The organism is Leifsonia shinshuensis, from assembly GCF_031456835.1.
Taxonomy (GTDB): Bacteria; Actinomycetota; Actinomycetes; order Actinomycetales; family Microbacteriaceae; genus Leifsonia; species Leifsonia shinshuensis_C.
In genome coordinates this window covers 1808655-1827159 of sequence record NZ_JAVDVK010000001.1, presented here as the reverse complement: position 1 = coordinate 1827159, position 18505 = coordinate 1808655, and the positions used below count along the sequence as shown (strand labels likewise).

Annotated in this window: 18 protein-coding genes; 14 read left to right on the top strand and 4 right to left on the bottom strand. The window is 71.2% G+C overall.

Annotated features, from left to right (window positions below; translation table 11 throughout):
- Positions 1-19: 19 nt before the first annotated feature.
- The gene (glmM, locus tag J2W45_RS08895) at positions 20-1381 is read left to right on the top strand and encodes a phosphoglucosamine mutase (RefSeq protein WP_310130910.1); all 1362 of its coding nucleotides are present in this window, start codon (positions 20-22) and stop codon (positions 1379-1381) included.
- Between the two features lie 51 nt (positions 1382-1432).
- On the opposite strand, the gene J2W45_RS08890 is transcribed toward glmM, so the two are convergent.
- Both J2W45_RS08890 and coaA read right to left on the bottom strand, forming a co-directional pair.
- The gene (locus tag J2W45_RS08890; RefSeq protein WP_310130907.1) at positions 1433-1741 is read right to left on the bottom strand and encodes a helix-turn-helix domain-containing protein; all 309 of its coding nucleotides are present in this window, start codon (positions 1739-1741) and stop codon (positions 1433-1435) included.
- Between the two features lie 78 nt (positions 1742-1819).
- The gene (coaA, locus tag J2W45_RS08885; RefSeq protein ID WP_310130905.1) at positions 1820-2758 is read right to left on the bottom strand and encodes a type I pantothenate kinase; all 939 of its coding nucleotides are present in this window, start codon (positions 2756-2758) and stop codon (positions 1820-1822) included.
- A 66-nt stretch (positions 2759-2824) separates the two neighbouring features.
- Here coaA and glmS point away from each other — a divergent pair, with 66 nt between their 5' ends.
- The 8 genes from glmS to J2W45_RS08845 all read left to right on the top strand — a co-directional run bounded on the left by glmS (position 2825) and on the right by J2W45_RS08845 (position 9613).
- Positions 2825-4675 (top strand): glutamine--fructose-6-phosphate transaminase (isomerizing), encoded by a 1851-nt coding sequence (glmS, locus tag J2W45_RS08880; RefSeq protein WP_310130903.1) that lies wholly within the window; start codon positions 2825-2827, stop codon positions 4673-4675.
- Positions 4676-4679: 4 nt separating this feature from the next.
- A complete protein-coding gene (locus J2W45_RS08875) occupies positions 4680-5036 on the top strand; it encodes a holo-ACP synthase (RefSeq protein WP_310130902.1) in 357 nt (118 codons plus the stop codon).
- Complete coding sequence (gene alr, locus J2W45_RS08870) at positions 5024-6151, top strand: alanine racemase (protein WP_310130900.1); 1128 nt, start codon at positions 5024-5026, stop codon at positions 6149-6151. Before J2W45_RS08875 ends, alr begins: the two co-directional genes overlap by 13 nt.
- On the top strand, positions 6148-6684 hold the full coding sequence (gene tsaE, locus J2W45_RS08865) for a tRNA (adenosine(37)-N6)-threonylcarbamoyltransferase complex ATPase subunit type 1 TsaE (protein WP_310130897.1): 537 nt from the start codon (positions 6148-6150) through the stop codon (positions 6682-6684). The genes alr and tsaE overlap by 4 nt, the downstream gene beginning before the upstream one ends.
- Before the next feature lie 9 nt (positions 6685-6693).
- Positions 6694-7314: a tRNA (adenosine(37)-N6)-threonylcarbamoyltransferase complex dimerization subunit type 1 TsaB gene (tsaB, locus tag J2W45_RS08860; RefSeq protein WP_310130895.1), complete on the top strand. Its 621-nt coding sequence runs from the start codon at positions 6694-6696 to the stop codon at positions 7312-7314.
- Positions 7311-7823 carry a ribosomal protein S18-alanine N-acetyltransferase gene (gene rimI / locus J2W45_RS08855; RefSeq protein ID WP_310130894.1) on the top strand — a complete coding sequence of 171 codons (513 nt, stop codon included), beginning with the start codon at positions 7311-7313 and terminating at the stop codon, positions 7821-7823. Before tsaB ends, rimI begins: the two co-directional genes overlap by 4 nt.
- Positions 7820-8902 (top strand): tRNA (adenosine(37)-N6)-threonylcarbamoyltransferase complex transferase subunit TsaD, encoded by a 1083-nt coding sequence (tsaD, locus tag J2W45_RS08850; RefSeq protein WP_310130892.1) that lies wholly within the window; start codon positions 7820-7822, stop codon positions 8900-8902. The genes rimI and tsaD overlap by 4 nt, the downstream gene beginning before the upstream one ends.
- A gap of 123 nt (positions 8903-9025) precedes the next feature.
- Positions 9026-9613: a DUF4190 domain-containing protein gene (locus J2W45_RS08845; RefSeq protein ID WP_310130890.1), complete on the top strand. Its 588-nt coding sequence runs from the start codon at positions 9026-9028 to the stop codon at positions 9611-9613.
- On the opposite strand, the gene J2W45_RS08840 is transcribed toward J2W45_RS08845, so the two are convergent.
- A complete protein-coding gene (locus J2W45_RS08840) occupies positions 9614-10801 on the bottom strand; it encodes a class I SAM-dependent methyltransferase (RefSeq protein WP_310130888.1) in 1188 nt (395 codons plus the stop codon).
- Between the two features lie 132 nt (positions 10802-10933).
- On the opposite strand from J2W45_RS08840, the gene groES reads away from it, so the two are divergent.
- The 3 genes from groES (at position 10934) to guaB (ending at position 13891) form a co-directional block, all read left to right on the top strand.
- Positions 10934-11230, top strand: coding sequence for a co-chaperone GroES (groES, locus tag J2W45_RS08835; RefSeq protein WP_055894868.1), 297 nt, complete (start codon positions 10934-10936; stop codon positions 11228-11230).
- A gap of 120 nt (positions 11231-11350) precedes the next feature.
- Positions 11351-12292, top strand: a complete 942-nt coding sequence (rarD, locus tag J2W45_RS08830) for an EamA family transporter RarD (protein ID WP_310130886.1) — start codon at positions 11351-11353, stop codon at positions 12290-12292.
- A 96-nt stretch (positions 12293-12388) separates the two neighbouring features.
- Entirely contained in the window at positions 12389-13891 is a 1503-nt protein-coding gene (gene guaB / locus J2W45_RS08825; RefSeq protein WP_310130884.1) for an IMP dehydrogenase, read from the top strand.
- 81 nt (positions 13892-13972) lie between these two features.
- On the opposite strand, the gene J2W45_RS08820 is transcribed toward guaB, so the two are convergent.
- On the bottom strand, positions 13973-15130 hold the full coding sequence (locus J2W45_RS08820; RefSeq protein ID WP_310134994.1) for a MalY/PatB family protein: 1158 nt from the start codon (positions 15128-15130) through the stop codon (positions 13973-13975).
- Between the two features lie 112 nt (positions 15131-15242).
- Here J2W45_RS08820 and J2W45_RS08815 point away from each other — a divergent pair, with 112 nt between their 5' ends.
- Together J2W45_RS08815 and J2W45_RS08810 are read left to right on the top strand one after the other, a co-directional pair.
- Positions 15243-16361: a GuaB3 family IMP dehydrogenase-related protein gene (locus tag J2W45_RS08815; RefSeq protein ID WP_310134991.1), complete on the top strand. Its 1119-nt coding sequence runs from the start codon at positions 15243-15245 to the stop codon at positions 16359-16361.
- 40 nt (positions 16362-16401) lie between these two features.
- Complete coding sequence (locus J2W45_RS08810) at positions 16402-18333, top strand: glycerol-3-phosphate dehydrogenase/oxidase (RefSeq protein ID WP_396427083.1); 1932 nt, start codon at positions 16402-16404, stop codon at positions 18331-18333.
- Positions 18334-18505: the final 172 nt, after the last annotated feature.

The window sequence follows — 18505 nt, the reverse complement described above, 5'->3', positions numbered from 1 at the left end:
AGCGTCTAGGCTTCGGTCCATGCCCCGCCTTTTCGGAACCGACGGCGTTCGCGGTCTCGCGAACGGCAGTCTCACCGCCGACCTGGCGCTCGGCCTTGCGCAGTCAGCTGCTGCTGTACTGACGCAAGGCCGAAGCGCCGAGGCGCGCCGCGCCGCCGGCAAGCGCCCCTCGGCCATCGTCGCCCGTGACCCCCGCGTCTCGGGCGAGTTCCTCTCCGCCGCCGTCGCGGCCGGGCTCGCCAGCTCCGGCATCGACGTGTACGACGCGGGAGTCATCCCCACACCCGCCGCGGCGTTCCTCATCGCCGACTTCGACGCGGACTTCGGTGTGATGGTGTCGGCGTCGCACAACCCGGCGCCCGACAACGGCATCAAGATCTTCGCCCGTGGAGGCACCAAGCTCCCGGACATCGTCGAGGACCGCATCGAGCAGCACCTCGACCTCGACAAGCTGACGCCCACCGGCGCGGCGGTCGGCCGCATCCGCCGCTTCGCCGACGCGGAGGACCGCTACGTCGTCCACCTGCTGGCCAGCCTGCCGCACCGCCTCGACGGCATCCACGTCGTGCTCGACTGCGCCCACGGCGCGGCCGCCGGCATCTCGCCGGAGGTGTTCACCGACGCCGGCGCCCGGGTCACCGTGATCGGCGACTCCCCGGACGGCATGAACATCAACGACGGGGTCGGCTCCACCCACCTCGACAAGCTCGCGGAGGCCGTGCTCGCCGCCGGCGCCGACGTCGGCATCGCCCACGACGGCGACGCGGACCGCTGCCTCGCGATCGACGCGAACGGAAACGTGGTCGACGGCGACCAGATCATGGCGATCCTCGCGGTCGGCATGAAGGAGCGCGGCAAGCTGCACGAGGACACGCTGGTCGCCACGGTGATGAGCAACCTCGGCCTCAAGCTGGCCATGCGCGAGCACGGCATCCGGGTCGTCGAGACCGCGGTCGGCGACCGCTACGTGCTCGAGGAGATGAACGAGCACGACTTCTCCCTCGGCGGTGAGCAGTCCGGCCACGTCATCATGCGCGAGTTCGCGACCACCGGCGACGGCATCCTCACCGGGCTCCACCTCCTCAGCGAGATGGCGCGCCAGAAGAAGTCGCTCGCCGAGCTGGCCAGCGTGATGACCGTCTACCCGCAGGTGATGATCAACGTGAAGAACGTCGACCACCACGGCGTCCACACCGACGAACTCCTGCGCACGGCTGTGCAGACCGCGGAGAGCGCCCTGGGCGACACCGGTCGCGTCCTGCTCCGTCCCTCCGGGACCGAGCCGCTGGTGCGCGTGATGGTGGAGGCGGCCGATCAGGAGACCGCGGAGCGCCTCGCCGCCGAGCTGGCCGACGTCGTGCGGGAGCGCCTCTCCCTCTGAGGGACGCTCGCGGAGAGGCTGCTACCGCAGCGCCTAGCGCGATGTCAGCGCCTAGCGCGACTCCTGCGCCCGCCGGGCGGCGATGAAGTCGGCGACCGAGTAGGCGCGCGACCGATCCGGCAGCATGTCGGCGCCGTACAGGCCGCTCATCAGCTCGGCCGGATCCACGTTCAACGCGGTCGCGAGACGGACGATCGTGTGCAGCTCGGAGTTCGCCTCGCCGCGCTCAACGCGGCCGTAATTGGTGACGTGCATGTCGGCCAGCCCGGCGATGTCCTCCTGGCTCATGCCGAGGGCGATGCGCGCCTCGCGCACGCGACGGCCGAACACCTCGGCGGCGCGGGAGCGTGGAGTTGGCATGCCTCATGCCTACGGGATGTGTGCATCCCGGGCCAGAGCTTGACGGCCTCCCGCATCTGGACGTGAGGTCTGAATGCCCTACAGCTTGCGGAGCAGGACCGAGCTGACGGCGTGGTCCTCGTCCTTGCGCAGCACCAGCTTGGCGCGCGAGCGGGTCGGCCGGATGTTCTGCACGAGGTTCGGCTCGTTGATGCTCGACCAGATCGCGGCGGCCCGGGCCCGCGCCTGCTCCTCGGTGAGCGACGCGTAGCGGTGGAAGTACGACTTCGGGTTGGCGAAGGCGCCTCGCTGCAGCTTGAGGAACCGCTCCTCATACCAGCGGGCGATGTCGCGGGTGCGCGCATCCACGTAGACGCTGAAGTCGAACAGGTCGCTCACGGCCAGCCGGTTGCCGCCGCCCGCGGGCTGCAGCACGTTGAGGCCCTCGACGATCAGCACGTCGGGACGGCGGACCACGATCTCCGCGTCCGGCACGATGTCGTAGCTGAGATGGGAGTAGAACGGGGCGCGAACCTCGGGGGCGCCGCTCTTGATGGCGGTGACGAAGCGCAGCAGCGCCTTACGGTCGTACGACTCGGGGAAGCCCTTGCGCTCCATGAGGCCGCGCCGCTCGAGCTCGACGTTGGGGAGCAGGAAGCCGTCCGTGGTGACGAGCTCGACGCGGGGGGTGTCGTCCCAGCGCGACAGCAGCTCACGGAGGAGGCGCGCGATGGTCGACTTGCCCACGGCGACGGATCCGGCGACGCCGATCACGAACGGCGTGCTCGCCGCGCGCTCCCCGAGGAAGTCGCTCGTCACCCGGTGCAGCTGCTTGGCGCCGCCCACGTAGAGGTTGAGCAGACGGCTCAGCGGCAGGTAGACCTCTTCCACCTCGCGCATGTCGAGCGGATCGCCGAGACCCCGCAGCTGCACGATCTCGGTCTCCAGCAGCGGGAGGCGCGTGTTCTGCGCCAGCTCGGCCCAGTCGCTCCGGCTCAGCTCGACGAAGGGGGTGGAGGAGTCACCGTTCGGAAGCATAGGGCACCCAGTCTAGGGGTGGCCTCCCAGCGGGGCTTCATCCGCGCCCACGATAGACTCGGGTGCATGTGTGGAATCGTGGGGTACGTCGGTACCGACAAGAGCCTCGAGGTGCTCCTCGGCGGTCTGAAGCGGCTGGAATACCGCGGATACGACTCGGCCGGCATCGCCGTCATCGGTCCGGACGGTGCCCTGGGCACCGCCAAGAAGGCCGGGAAGCTCTCGGTGCTGACCGACGAGCTGAAGCACAATCCCATCCCGAACGGTCAGACCGGCATCGGCCACACCCGCTGGGCGACGCACGGCGGCCCGACCGACGTGAACGCGCACCCGCACCTGGGTGACGAGGGCCGCCTCGCGGTCATCCACAACGGGATCATCGAGAACTTCGCCACGCTGAAGGACGAGCTCCTCGCCGACGGGTTCGCCTTCGAGTCCGAGACCGACACCGAGGTCGCCGCTGTGCTCCTCGGCCGTGAGTACCACCGCACCGGCGACCTGCCGCAGGCGTTCCAGGCCGTCGTGTCGCGCCTGGAGGGCGCCTTCACGCTGCTGGCGATGCACCAGGACCAGCCGCACGTCGTCGTCGGCGCGCGCCGCAACTCCCCGCTCGTGATCGGGCTGGGTGACGGCGAGAACTTCCTCGGCTCGGATGTCGCCGCGTTCGTCGAGCACACCCGCCGCGCGATGGCGATCGGACAGGACCAGATCGTCACGATCACGCCGGACAGCGTGATCGTCACCGACTTCGTCGGCGCGCCGGTCGAGGTCGAGCCGTTCGAGGTCGCCTGGGACGCGTCCGCCGCCGAGAAGGGCGGCTGGTCGTCGTTCATGGCGAAGGAGATCGCCGAGGAGCCGGACGCGGTGGCGAACACGCTGCGCGGCCGCCTGGTCGGCGAGACCGTGCACATCCCCGAGCTGGATGCGCTGGGCGACGAGTACTTCGCGGGCATCGACCGCATCACCATCATCGCCTGCGGCACGGCCGCGTACGCCGGTCTGGTCGGCAGCTACGCGATCGAGAAGTGGGCCCGCGTGCCCGTCACCGTCGAGCTCAGCCACGAGTTCCGGTACCGCGAGCCGGTGCTCACGGACGGCACGCTCGTCATCTCCATCAGCCAGTCGGGCGAGACGATGGACACGCTGATGGCCGTCAAGTACGCCCGCGAGGCCGGCGCCAAGGCGATCTCCGTCTGCAACACGCAGGGTGCGACCATCCCGCGCGAGTCCGATGCGGCGCTCTACACGCACGCCGGCCCGGAGGTCGCGGTCGCCTCGACGAAGGCGTTCGTCGCCCAGATCACGGCGCTCTACCTCTTCGGCCTGCATCTCTCCCGCGTGCGCGGCACCCTGTCCGCCGCGCAGCAGCGCGACGCGATCGCCGAGCTGCAGTCCGTGCCCGAGAAGATCGCGACCGTGCTCGAGTCGCACGGCGAGATCGCCCAGCTGGCCAAGTGGATGTCGGACACCCGCTCCGTGCTCTTCCTCGGCCGCCACGTCGGCTACCCGATCGCCCTGGAGGGTGCGCTGAAGCTGAAGGAGCTCGCGTACATCCACGCCGAGGGCTTCGCGGCCGGCGAGCTGAAGCACGGGCCGATCGCGCTGATCGAGCCGGGCCAGCCCGTCTTCGTCGTCGTCCCGAGCCCGCGCTGGTCGGACGAGCTGCACAAGAAGGTCGTGTCGAACATCCAGGAGATCCGCGCCCGCGGCGCCCGCGTCATCGCGATCGCCGAGGCCGGGGATGCGGCGGTGCTCCCGTTCGCCGACGAGGTCATCCGCATCCCGCTCGCCGCGCCGCTCTTCGAGCCGCTGCTCGCGGTCGTGCCGCTGCAGATCTTCGCGATGGAGCTCTCGGCGGCCAAGGGCCTCGACGTGGACCAGCCGCGCAACCTGGCCAAGTCCGTCACCGTGGAGTGATGCCGTGATCGCCGGCATCGGGGTCGACGTCGTCGATCTGGCCCGCTTCGAGCGGTCCATCGCGCGGACCCCGAAGCTGCGCGAGCGACTGTTCACGGAGGCGGAGCGCCCGCTTCCCGTGCACTCCCTCGCCGCGCGGTTCGCGGCGAAGGAGGCGCTCATCAAGGCGCTCGGCGGCTCCGAGGGCGTGCGCTGGCACGACATGGAGATCGTCCCGGACGAGGAGAGGAACCCCGGTTTCGTGCTGCACAACGTGGTCCAGGCGCAGGTGCGCGAGCGCGGCATCACGCGCATCCACGTGTCGATGTCGCACGACGCCGGGATCGCGACCGCGTTCGTCGTGACGGAGTGCGCGCCGTGAGCGCAGCGTTCCGCGAGCGTGTCGTCGACCTGGATGCGGTGGCCGGCAACGTCGCCCGCCTGCGGGAGCTGGTGGGCACGCCGCACGTGATGGCGGTCGTCAAGGCGGATGCGTACGGTCACGGCGCGGTCGAGTGCGCCCGCGCGGCGCTGGCCGGGGGAGCGGACTGGCTGGGTGTCGCCGAGATCGCCGAGGGGCTCGCGCTGCGCGAGGCCGGGATCACCGCGCCCGTGCTCGCGTGGTTGCACGATCCGGATGAGGACTTCGCCGCAGCCGCAGCGGCCGGACTGGATCTTGGGCTCTCGTCGCGCAGTCAGCTCGAGGCCGCCGCCGCGGCGGGCGACGGGTCGGCGCCGGTCTTCGTGCAGCTCAAGGTCGAGACCGGTCTGAGCCGCAACGGGCTCGCCGAGGAGGACTGGGATGCGGCGTTCGCCCGGGCCCGGGAACTCGAGACCCAGGGCGCCATCGTCGTGCGCGGCATCTTCTCGCACCTGTCGAACGCCTCGCCCGAGGACGACCGGGCGGCCATCGCGTTCTTCGAGCGAGCACTCGCCAGCGCTGCCGCGGCCGGTCTGACGCCCGAGCTCCGGCATATCGCCGCGAGCGCCGCGGCCCTCTCGCTGCCGGAGGCGCGGTACGACCTGGTGCGTCTCGGCATCGCCGTCTACGGTCTCTCGCCGTTCGGCGGCTCGGCCGCCGAACTGGGACTCCGCCCCGCGATGACGGTGCGCGGCCGGGTGGCCGCCGTGCGTCGGGTCCCCGCGGGCAAGGGCGTGTCGTACGACTACACGTACCGCACCTCCGGGGAGACGACGCTGGCGCTGGTCCCGCTGGGGTACGCCGAGGGCATCCCGCGGCACGCCTCCAACCGGGCGCCCGTGTCGATCGGCGGCCGGACGTTCCGGGTGAGTGGTCGCGTCGCCATGGACCAGTTCGTGGTGGATGTCGGCGATCTCGACGTGCAGGTCGGCGACGAGGTCGTGCTGTTCGGCGATCCGGCGACGGGTGTCCCGAGCGCCGATGACTGGGCGGAGGCCGCCGGCACGATCAACTACGAGATCGTCACGCGGCTCGGCGGGAGGCTGACCCGCACCTTCCTCGGAGGTGAGCGATGAGCACCGCATCCCACGCTCCCACCGTGCGTTGCGTCGCGACCGCGGAGGAGATGCACCAGCTGGGCCGGGAGCTCGCCCGCCTGCTGCGCGCGGGCGACCTGGTCGTGCTGTCCGGGCCGCTCGGTGCGGGCAAGACGACGCTGACCCGTGGCATTGGGGAGGGGCTCGACGTGCGCGGTCCGGTGACGAGCCCGACCTTCGTGCTCGCACGCACGCATCCCAGCCTGTCCGGCGGGACGCCGCTTGTCCACGTGGATGCGTACCGCCTGTCGAGCGCGCTGGAACTGGACGACCTCGACATCGACTTCGCCCGCTCCGTCGTCGTGGTGGAGTGGGGCGCCGGGATGCTCGACGGCGTCGCCGAATCGTGGCTCGAGGTCGCGATCGAGCGACCGACCGGCGCCGATCAGAGCGGCGACGCGGTCTCGGGCGACGAGGCCGACGTCGACCAGGTGGATGAGCCGCGCACGGTGACCATTACGGGCTTCGGACCGCGGTGGGCTCAGGGGCCGGACGTCGTCGATCCCGCATAGGCTGGACGCATGCTTCTCGCCATCGACACGTCGGCCGGCACCAGTGTGGCGGTCGTCGACCGGGACGCCGGAGTGCTCTCCGAGGTGATCGAGACCGACACCATGCGCCACGCCGAGGTGATCGGCACGCTGATCGACGAGGCGCTCACCGTCGCAGGCATCGAGCTGCGCGCGCTCTCCGGTGTCGTCGCCGGCATGGGCCCCGGCCCGTTCACCGGGCTGCGCGTCGGGATCGCTGCTGCGAAGGCCTTCGCGATCGGCATCGGCCGCCCCCTCGTCCCGGTGGTCAGCCACGACGCCGTGGCGTACGACCGCTACGCCGCCGGGCACACGGGACCGCTGCTGGTGGTGACGGATGCACGGCGCCGCGAGCGCTATTGGACCGCCTACTCCGGCGCCGGCGACCACGGCCTGCCGGTGCGGTTGGACGGGCCGGGACTCGCGAAGCCGGACGACCTCCCGCACCCCGGCATCGAGCGGTTCGACGCGGAGGTGGTGCCCGCAGGCCGCCTCGGGATGCTCGCCGAGCTGCGCTACGCGAACGGACTACCGATGGATCCGGACGAGGCGCTGTACCTGCGCTCGCCCGACGTCACCCTCTCCGCCGGCCCGAAGCGGGTGACCGCATGACCGTCGAGCCGGCTGCGAACGCGCACGTCGCCTACGAGCTGCGCCGCGCATCGCGCGACGACGTCCCGGCGATCATGGAGCTCGAGCGCTCGGTGTTCGTCACGGACGCCTGGTCGGAGCGCTCGATGCTCTCCGAGGTCACCGGTGAGCACGGCTACTACCTCGTCGCCTTCGAGCCCGGAGCGCCCGACCGCATCGACGGCTATGCCGGTCTGCTGGCGCCGCGCGGGGCCGGTGAGGGCGACATCCAGACCATCGCCGTCGCGCCGCAGGCGCGCCGTCGCGGCCTCGGGCGCACGCTCATGCTCGCCCTGATCGGGGAGGCCCGGCGGCGCGGAGCGCGCGAGGTCTTCCTCGAAGTGCGCGCCGACAACCCCGGCGCGCAGACGCTCTACCGCGCGCTCGGCTTCGAGGAGATCGGCGTGCGGCCCCGCTACTACCAGCCGGACGGCGTGGACGCGATCGTGATGCGCCTCACCGTCCCCAGCCCGGAGACGACGATCGCATGACCATCGCAGCCACGGACTCCGGACCCCTGGTTCTCGGCATCGAGACCTCGTGCGACGAGACCGGCGTCGGCATCGTGCGCGGCACGACCCTGCTGGCGAACACGATCGCGTCGTCGATGGAGGAGCACGCCCGCTACGGCGGCGTGGTCCCCGAGGTCGCGGCGCGCGCCCATCTCGAAGCGCTCGAGCCCACGCTCCGCACCGCGATCGCGGATGCCGGCATCGAGCTGGCCGACGTGGACGCGATCGCGGTCACGAGCGGTCCGGGGCTCTCGGGCGCGCTGATGGTCGGGGTCGGCGCCGCGAAGGCGCTCGCCGTCTCCCTGGGCAAGCCGCTGTACGCCGTCAATCACCTGGTCGGGCACGTCGGCGCGGACCTGCTGGATGCGTCGGGCGGCCCCGGCCATCCCGTCGAGCTCCCGACGATCGCGCTGCTGGTCTCCGGAGGCCACACCTCGCTCCTCCTGGTGCGCGACCTGGTGTCGGATGTCGAGCTGCTCGGCGAGACCATCGACGACGCCGCGGGCGAGGCGTTCGACAAGGTCGCGCGGGTGCTCGGCCTGCCGTATCCGGGCGGTCCGCAGATCGACCGGGTCGCCGCGGACGGCGATCCGGCCGCCATCCGCTTCCCGCGGGGGCTCACGCGGCCGAAGGACCTGGAGAACCACCGGTACGACTTCTCGTTCTCGGGGCTCAAGACGGCGGTCGCCCGCTGGGTGGAGCAGCGGCAGGACGCCGGGGAGGAGGTGCCGGTCGCCGACGTGGCCGCATCCTTCCGGGAGGCGGTCGTGGATGTGCTGATCACGAAGGCGCTGGCCGCCTGCCGCGACCACGGCGTCCCCCGGTTGCTGCTCGGCGGCGGGGTCGTCGCGAACGCCCGGGTGCGGCAGCTCGCCGTGCAGCGCGCGGCGGAGGCGGGCGTCGCGCTGCGCATCCCGGCCCTGTCGCTGTGCACCGACAACGGCGCGATGATCGCGGCACTCGGCGCGCAGCTCATCCTGGCCGGGCATGCGCCCAGCGAGCTGACATTCTCGGCCGACTCGACGCTCCCGGTGACGGAGATTCAGGTCACCCGCTGACGTCGTGCGTTGACACCCCCGCGCGCACCCTGTCACGATGGACCTGATACAGCGTTCTCTCAGGAAGCGGAGCTTCCCGGACGGGACGCCGAACGACGACTTCCACTGAAGGAGATGGGTCCCATGACCGATCCGAACACCCCCGCCGAGCCGGTGGACCCGAACGCGCAGAACGGGTCCGTCCCGCCGGCCGCGCCCCAGCCGCCCGCAGGCGACACCGGCGCCGTTCCGCCGCCGCCTCCGCCCGCGCCGGACTACGGCCAGCAGCCGCCTGCCCCGGGATACGGCCAGCAGCCGCCGGCGCCGGGCTACCAGCAGCCGTATGGTCAGCAGCCGTACGGGCAGCAGCCCTACGGCCAGCAGCCGGGCCAGCCGGGTTACGGTCAGCCGGCGTACGGTCAGCCCGCTCCGGGCTACGCGCAGCCCTACGGGCAGCCGGCCGCCAAGTCGCCGATCCTGAGCATCCTCTCACTCGTCGGCGGCATCGTCGGCATCGTGCTCAACCTCGCGTGGGGCATCGGATTCCTGTTCGGCATCGCCGCGGTCGTCCTCGGTTTCATCGGCCGCCGCAAGGAGCCGCAGGCTCGCGGCTTCTGGCTGACCGGTATCATCCTCGGTTTCGTCAGCATCGCGATCGCGATCATCTACTGGATCTTCCTCGCGATCATCTTCGCCAGCCTCGCCACCTACGGCAACAACTACGGAGGCTGATCAGAGCCGCTCGGCGAGCAGAGCCGTGTGCCGCCCGGCCACCCTGGTGAGGATCAGGGTGGCCGGGCGGTCGCCGTTGAGGGCGAGCCGACGGCGCAGGGCCGCGGGGTCCACATCGACGCCGCGCTTCTTGATCTCCAGGGTGCCGATCCCGCGCTGACGCAGCGCGCGTTTCAGGTCCTTCTCGCCGTACGGCAGGGTCTCGAGGACCCGGAAACCGGCGGCAAACGGCGTCTCCACGGGGGCGTCGGCGGTGATGTAGGCGATCTGCTCGGAGAGCATCCGCCCGTCGATGCGCCGGGCGAGGTCGCCGATGAGGCGGGCGCGGATGACGGCGCCGTCCGGTTCGTAGAGGTACTCGCCGAGGGGCCCGGTCTCCTCGTCCTCGCTGTCCGCGTCCGCGACCAGCTCGTCCGCCTGGTCGCCGCGGAGCACGAGGGCGGCTCGCCGGATGCCCGGGCGGGCCAGCGCCCCGAACCAGAGGCCCAGCTCGACGACCTGCCCGTCCGCCGACACCCACTGCGCTTCCGCGTTCGAGGGGATGAGATCGCGGTCGAAACCCGGGCCGAGCTTGAGGCCGACCGAGCGGCCGGTCGCCAGCTCGTACGCGAAACCGAGCGACGGAGTGTAGTCGTCGGGGTCGACGAGGCGCTCGGTCTGCGTGTGCCCGGCGGTGCGGCGGGCGGGGTCGAGGAACACGCCGTCGACGGTCCGGAGGTCCACATCCTCGGCCCGGCCGTGTTCGACGGTCGCCGTCGGGAACGGCGCGAGATTGAAGGACGCGATCGCCGCGGTGACCTCGTCGGCCTCCACAGCGGTCACCTCGAGCTCGAGAGCGGCCAGGGCCAGGGCGTCGCCGCCGATCCCGCAGCCGAGGTCGGCGACGCGGTGCAGCCCGGCGGCGCGGAACCGTCCGGCGTGACGCGCGGCGACCGGCAGCCGGGTCGCCTGCTCCAGGCCGGCCTCCGTGAAGAGCATGCTCGCGGCGAAGTCGCCGAACTTGGCCTGGGCCTTGCGGCGCAGCTTCGACTGCGTCAGGACGGCGGCCACGAGGGCGGGAGAGTGCCCCTGCTTGCGCAGGTCGGAGACGATCCGCAGCACGTCGCGCTCGCTGCGGTACGGCGGGAGCGAGTCGAGCAGGCGCAGGCCCTCGGGGCTCAGCAGTGCGACCAGCTCGGACCGTTCCATGGCGTCCAGGCTACCCTGGCACTCACGTTGCGGGACTGCTAACGCACCCCCTAGACTCGTGTTAGCACTCTCACTGCGAGTTTGCTAATCAGTCTTAGTCGAGACACTGTTCTTCACAGGAAAGGGGTCAACGTGTCGGTCTCCATCAAGCCGCTCGAGGATCGCATCGTCATCAAGCAGGTCGAGGCTGAGCAGACCACTGCTTCCGGTCTGGTCATCCCCGACACCGCCAAGGAGAAGCCGCAGGAGGGCGAGGTCGTCGCCGTGGGCCCGGGCCGCATCGACGACAACGGCAACCGCGTCCCCCTCGACGTCGCCGTGGGCGACAAGGTCATCTACTCCAAGTACGGTGGCACCGAGGTCAAGTTCGGCGGCGAGGACTACCTGGTCCTCTCGGCCCGCGACGTGCTCGCGGTCGTCGTCCGCTGACGCACCCTTCTTCCGACGGCCCGGCTGCTCTGAGCAGCCGGGCCGTCGTCGTGTCTGCGGTGATGTCTGCCGCGGCGCCGGGGGGCGGGGGTGTCTGCGGGCGGCGGTAGAGTCGTGCGAGTGGCACAGCCTGACGACCTCTCCTCGCACCGCACCTCCGGGCTGGTGTACGCGGTCTCCGCGTACGTCCTCTGGGGCATCCTCCCGATCTACTTCCTCGCGCTCGCCCCGGCCGGCGCGTGGGAGATCGTGGCGTGGCGGGTCATCTTCTCGCTGGTCTTCTGCGCCATCGCGCTGACCGTCACGCGGTCGTGGGGCCGGTTCGCGGCGCTGCTGCGGGATGGGCGGGTCCTCCTCACGATGGGCCTCGCCGGCGCGTTCATCTACGTGAACTGGCAGACCTACGTTCTCGCCACGGTCAGCGGCCACGTCGTGGAGGCGGCGCTCGGGTACTTCATCAACCCGATCGTGACCGTGTTCCTGGGTGTGCTGGTCCAGCGCGAGCGCCTCCGGATCGCCCAGTGGGTCGCCGTCGGCGTGAGCGTCGTCGCGGTCATTGTCCTGGCCGTCGGATACGGCTCGGTTCCGTGGATCGCGCTCATCCTCGCGTTCTCGTTCGGCTTCTACGGGCTCATCAAGAAGCGCGTCGGCGGACGGGTGGATGCTCTTTCGGGGCTCACCCTGGAGACCATGTGGCTGACCCCGGTCGCCATCATCCAGCTGGTCGTCGTCGGCGTCACCGCCGGCCTCACGATCGGCTCCGCCGGTCCCTGGCACACGGTCCTGCTCGCCGGGGCGGGAGTGATCACGGCCGTGCCGCTGCTGTTCTTCGCCGCGGCCTCCCGGCGGCTGCCGCTCGTCTACATGGGCTTCATCCAGTACTTCGCCCCGTTCATCCAGTTCATCGTCGGCGTCGCGGTGCTGCACGAGGCGATGCCGCCCGAGCGCTGGGTCGGTTTCGCGATCGTGTGGCTCGCGCTCATCATCCTCAGCGTCGACATGATCGTGGCCGCGCGTCAGGGTAAGCGCGCCGCGGAGCTCGACCTCGCGCCGGTCGACTGAAACCCACCAGATCCCGGACCCTGATCGGCGGAATAGCCGCCCAGTTTCTGCCGTTACCATTGAGCATCCACAGTCGCGCATCTTGATAGGGGTGAAATGGACCAGGCGGATCCGTTCGGATTCATCGGTTTGACCTACGACGACGTCATGCTGCTCCCCGGGCACACGGACGTCATCCCGAGTGAGGCGGACACCTCCACTCGCCTGACCAAGCGGATCTCGATGGCAACGCCGTTGCTGTCGAGCGCCATGGACACCGTCACCGAGTCGCGGATGGCCGTCGCCATGGCGCGCCAGGGCGGCATCGGCATCATCCACCGCAACCTCTCCATCGAGGACCAGGCGGCCCACGTCGACAAGGTGAAGCGCTCCGAGTCGGGCATGATCACCAACCCGGTGACCGCCACCCCGGACGCGACCGTCGAAGAGGTGGACGCGCTGTGCGGCCAGTTCCGCGTCAGCGGCCTCCCGGTCGTGGAGCCGGACGGCACCCTGGTCGGCATCATCACCAACCGCGACATGCGCTTCGTCTCGCCGTTCGAGCGGTCGACCACCAAGGTGCGCGACGTGATGACCCGTCAGCCCCTGATCACCGCTCCGGTCGGCATCGACCCGGACTCCGCGGTCGCCATCTTCGCCGAGCACAAGATCGAGAAGCTGCCGCTGGTGGACGGAGACGGCAAGCTGCGCGGACTGATCACGGTCAAGGACTTCGACAAGAGCGAGAAGTACCCCGACGCCACGAAGGACGAGGAGGGCCGGCTGCGCGTCGGCGCCGCCATCGGCTTCTTTGGCGACGCCTGGGACCGCGCCATGACGCTGGTCGACGCGGGCGTCGACGTCATCGTCGTGGACACCGCTAACGGCGACAGCGCGGGCGTGCTCGACATCATCCGCCGCCTCAAGGCCGAGCCGCGCGCGTCGCACGTCGACGTGATCGGGGGCAACGTCGCCACGCGCTCCGGCGCTCAGGCGCTCATCGACGCCGGTGCGGACGCGATCAAGGTCGGCGTCGGCCCGGGCTCCATCTGCACCACGCGTGTGGTCGCGGGCGTCGGCGTGCCCCAGGTGACCGCCGTGTACGAGGCGTCGCTCGCGGCGCGCGAGGCGAACGTCCCGCTCATCGCCGACGGCGGCCTCCAGTACTCCGGCGACATCGCCAAGGCGCTGGTCGCAGGCGCGGACAGCGTCATGCTCGGCTCGCTGCTCGCCGGGACCTCCGAGTCCCCGGGCGAGCTGGTGTTCGTCAACGGCAAGCAGTTCAAGAACTACCGCGGCATGGGCTCGCTCGGCGCGCTCCAGACCCGGGGCAAGAAGACCTCCTACTCGCGCGACCGCTACTTCCAGGCGGACGTGCCGAGCGACGAGCAACTGATCGCCGAGGGCATCGAGGGGCAGGTGCCGTTCCGCGGCCCGCTCTCCGCCGTCGCGTACCAGCTCGTCGGCGGCCTGCGGCAGTCGATGTTCTACGTCGGCGCGCGCACCATCCCGGAGCTCAAGCAGAACGGCAAGTTCGTGCGCATCACCGCGGCCGGCCTCAAGGAGTCGCACCCGCACGACGTGCAGATGGTCGTGGAGGCCCCGAACTACCGTCGCTGATCCGACGACTGCGGTCGTTCGGAACGTCTGCGGCGGGTCGCCCCGGCGCAGACGTTCCGAAACGCAGCAGTCGCGACCGGGTCAGTGCCGGGTCAGCTCGGCGATGCGGTCGACGGCCTCGGTCAGCACCTCCGGCGAGCAGGCGAAGTTCAGCCGGACGAACCCGGCGCCCTGGCGCCCGAAGTCGGTGCCGGGGTTGACGGCGACGCGGGCCTCGTTCAGGATGCGGGCGGCCGGGTCGTCGCCCCAGCCGAGTTCGCGGAAGTCGAGCCACGCCAGGTAGCCGGCCAGCGGCTCCCGGTAGCGCACGCGCGGCAGCCGGTCGGTGAGCAGCAGCGAGAGCAGTGCGCGATTGGATTCGATCGCCTCCAGCGCGCCATCCAGCCAGCTGCGCGCCGAGCGGTAGGCGGCCTCCGTGGCGATGCGGCCGAACTGGCTGGTCCGCACCTCCACCTCGATCGGGAGCGCGTGGATGCGCTGCGACTGCTCGCGCGAGGCCGTCACGAACAGCGCGCACTTCAGCCCGGCGAGGTTCCACGCCTTGCTCGCCGCATGGGCCGCGATACCCACCCGCCGCGCTTCGTCGGAGACGGACAGGAACGGGGTGAACGTCGCGTCGGAGTGCGTCAGCGGCGCGTGCACCTCGTCGCTCACGACCCACACGCCGTGGCGCGCGGCCAGCGCGGCCACGGCCTCCAGCTCCTCCCGCGGGTGGACGAGCCCGAGCGGGTTGTGCGGGTTGCACAGCAGGAACGCCTTCGCGCCCCCGGCGAAGGCGCGCTCCAGGCCATCGACGTCGAGGGCCCAGCCGCGGCCGTCGGCCCCGCCCTCCATCAGCGGCACCTCCTCGACCACGCCGCCGGCCTCCGGGATGAAGTCGAAGAAGGGCGGGTAGACCGGCGGGGTGATGACGACGCGGTCGCCGGGCTCGATGAGCATCCGGAGGGATTCGACGATCACCACGCCGACATCCGTCGTCGTCCGGGTACGCGCCGGTTCGACCTCCCAGCCCCAGCGGTCGCGCGCGAACCGTGCGAAGGCCCGCTGGGTGCGGTCGTCGGGGCCGATGTACCCGGTGTCGTTGCGGTCGACCGCCGCATGCAGCGCCTCGGCGACGGCCGGGGCGAGCGGGTAGTCCATCTCGGCGACGAACAGCGGGAGGACGTCCTCGGGGTAGGCGCGCCACTTCTCACTGGTGCGCTGGCGGAGGCGGCTGAGTGGTTCGGCTTCGACGGTCACCACCCCACCATCCCACCGCGGGGACCCTCCGACCTAGAGCCGCGTCCGACGGCGGTCGCGGGCGCGCGCACTGGCCCGGAGGGACCGGCGGCCTAGACTGAAGCGCGTGAGTATGGAGATCGAGATCGGGCGCGCCAAGCGCGCCCGCCGTGTGTACGCCTTCGACGACGTCGCGGTGGTTCCGAGCCGCCGCACCCGTGACCCGGAGGACGTCTCGGTCTCCTGGACGATCGACGCGTACCAGTTCGCCATCCCGTTCATCGCGGCGCCGATGGACTCCGTCGTCTCGCCGACCACCGCCATCATGATGGGCCAGCTGGGCGGCCTCGGCGTGCTCGACCTCGAAGGCCTGTGGACCCGCTATGAGGACCCGGAGCCGCTGCTCGCCGAGATCCGCGAGCTCCCGGCCGAGCGGGCCACCGCGCGCATGCAGGAGATCTACTCCGAGCCGATCAAGCCGGAGCTGGTCACCCGCCGCCTCGCCGAGATCCGCGAGGGTGGCGTCACGGTCGCCGGCGCCCTGTCGCCGCAGCGCACGCAAGAGCTCTACGAGACCGTGGTCGACGCGGGCGTCGACCTGTTCGTCATCCGCGGCACCACCGTGTCAGCCGAGCACGTCTCGAAGAACGTCGAGCCGCTCAACCTCAAGAAGTTCATCTACGAGCTGGATGTGCCCGTGATCGTCGGCGGCGCCGCCACCTACACCGCGGCGCTGCACCTGATGCGCACCGGTGCGGCCGGCGTGCTCGTCGGCTTCGGCGGGGGAGCCGCATCCACCACCCGCTCGACCCTGGGCATCCACGCGCCCATGGCCACCGCCGTGGCCGACGTCGCCGGAGCCCGACGCGACTACATGGACGAGTCCGGCGGCCGCTACGTGCACGTGATCGCCGACGGCGGCCTCGGCAGCTCGGGCGACATCGTCAAGGCGATCGCCTGCGGCGCCGACGCGGTCATGCTCGGCACGACCCTCGCCCGTGCGACCGATGCTCCGGGAGGCGGCTGGCACTGGGGCGCCGAGGCGCACCACTCGCAGCTGCCGCGCGGCAACCGCGTCGCGGTGGGCCAGGTCGCGCCGCTCGAGGAGATCCTCTACGGACCGGCCCCGGTCGCCGAGGGCTCTGCGAATCTGGTGGGAGCCTTGCGCCGGAGCATGGCGACGACGGGATACTCGGACCTGAAGGAGTTCCAGCGCGTCGAGGTCGTGGTCGCGCCCTACCGGACGCAGTAGCACTGACGCCGGCCGAAGATGGTCGGGGAGGGAGAGAACGATGACGGATACGCAATCGGCTCCGGGCGGCAACAGGCACGCCACCCCCGCCTCCAATCCGGCGGTGACATACCCGTCGCGGCTCGGCCCGGCCGAACGGGCCGCCGCGATCGCGGCGCTGAAGGACACCGAGCTCGACATCCTCGTCGTCGGCGGCGGCATCGTCGGCGCCGGCTCGGCGGTGGACGCGGCCACGCGCGGACTCAGCGTCGGACTGGTGGAGGCGCGCGACTTCGCGTCCGGCACGTCCAGCCGGTCGTCCAAGCTCGTGCACGGCGGCATCCGCTACCTCGAGCAGCTCGACTTCCGGCTGGTCCGGGAGGCGCTGATCGAGCGCGGACTGCTGCTGCAGCGAATCGCCCCGCACCTGGTGAAGCCGGTGCGGTTCCTCTACCCGCTGCACAAGCGGGTGTGGGAGCGCTTCTACATCGGCGCCGGCATGATGCTCTACGACATCTTCTCGTACTCGGGAGGCCGTCCGCCGGGGGTCCCGCACCACCGGCACCTGAGCAAGCGGCAGGTGCTCAACGCCATCCCGTCGATGAACAAGGACGCCCTGGTCGGCGGCATCACCTACTACGACGCCCAGGTGGATGACGCCCGGTACGTCGCGAACCTGGTCCGCACGGCCGCCCACTACGGCGCGCACGTCGCGTCGCGGGTGCGCGTCGAAGGGTTCATCAAGGTGGGGGAGCGCGTCGTCGGCGTGCGGGCGCACGACCTCGAGACGGACGAGCGGTTCGACATCCGCGCGAAGCAGGTCGTCAACGCGACCGGCGTCTGGACGGACGACACCCAGTCGATGGTCGGCGAGCGCGGTCAGTTCAAGGTGCGCGCATCCAAAGGCATCCACCTCGTCGTGCCGCGGGACCGGTTCCAGTCGACGATGGGCCTCCTGCTGCGCACCGAGAAGAGCGTGCTGTTCGTCATCCCGTGGGGCCGCCACTGGCTGATCGGCACGACGGACACCGACTGGCACCTGGACAAGGCGCACCCCGCGGCGACCGCGGCGGACATCGACTACCTGCTCGCGCACGTGAACGAGGTGCTCAACGTGCCGCTGACCCGCGAGGATGTCGAGGGCGTGTACGCCGGCCTCCGGCCGCTGCTCGCCGGCGAGTCCGAGCAGACGTCGAAGCTGTCGCGAGAGCACCTCGTCGCGCACTCGGTGCCGGGTCTCGTCGTCATCGCGGGCGGCAAGTGGACGACCTACCGCGTGATGGCGAAGGACGCGGTCGACTCGGCCGTGAGCGCCCTCGACGGCAAGATCCCCGCATCCACCACCATGGACATCGCGCTGGTCGGAGCCGAGGGGTACCAGGCGGCGTGGAACCGCCGCGGGCGCATCGCGAAGGAGTCGGGCCTGCACGTCGCCCGGGTCGAGCACCTGCTCAACCGGTACGGGACGTTCGCCGAGGACATCCTGGCGCTCATCCGCGAGGACCCGTCGCTGGCCGAGGCGCTGCCCGGAGCCGACGACTACGTCGGCGCAGAGGTCGTGTACGCCGCGTCGCACGAGGGCGCGCTCCATCTGGAGGACGTGCTCGCCCGCCGCACGCGCATCTCGATCGAGGCCTGGGACCGCGGGGTCTCGGCGGCGCCGGTCGCCGCGTCGCTGATGGCCCGCGTGCTCGGCTGGGACAAGGACCGCGAGGAGCGCGAGGTGCGCACGTACCTCAAGCGGGTCGAGGCCGAGCGCTCGAGCCAGCTGCAGCCCGACGACGAGTCGGCCGACCGCATCCGGCTCGAGGCCCCGGACATCGTGGATGTGGATGCCGCGGCGGCGAAGAGCGGAGCGGCGGCCGGCGCGGGGGCCGGCGCGGGCGCGGCGAAGCGCGGCGCGGCCGCCCGGCCGACGCCGACGAGCGCCGACGAGGCGCCGAAGGACGTGCAGGGTGCCGGCGCGGAGGACGCGCCCGCCACGGACGGCTGACCGCTCCGCCGAGCGTCGCCTCCAGCGACTGCGGCGTCCCGGAACGACTGCGTGGGCTCGACCCGCCGCAGTCGTGACGGGACGCCGCAGTCACGTCTGGCGCCGGCGCCGGAGGGGGTCCGCGTGCCTTCGATAGACTGGAGGCTCACTCCCCTTATGCCGGCGAACCCGG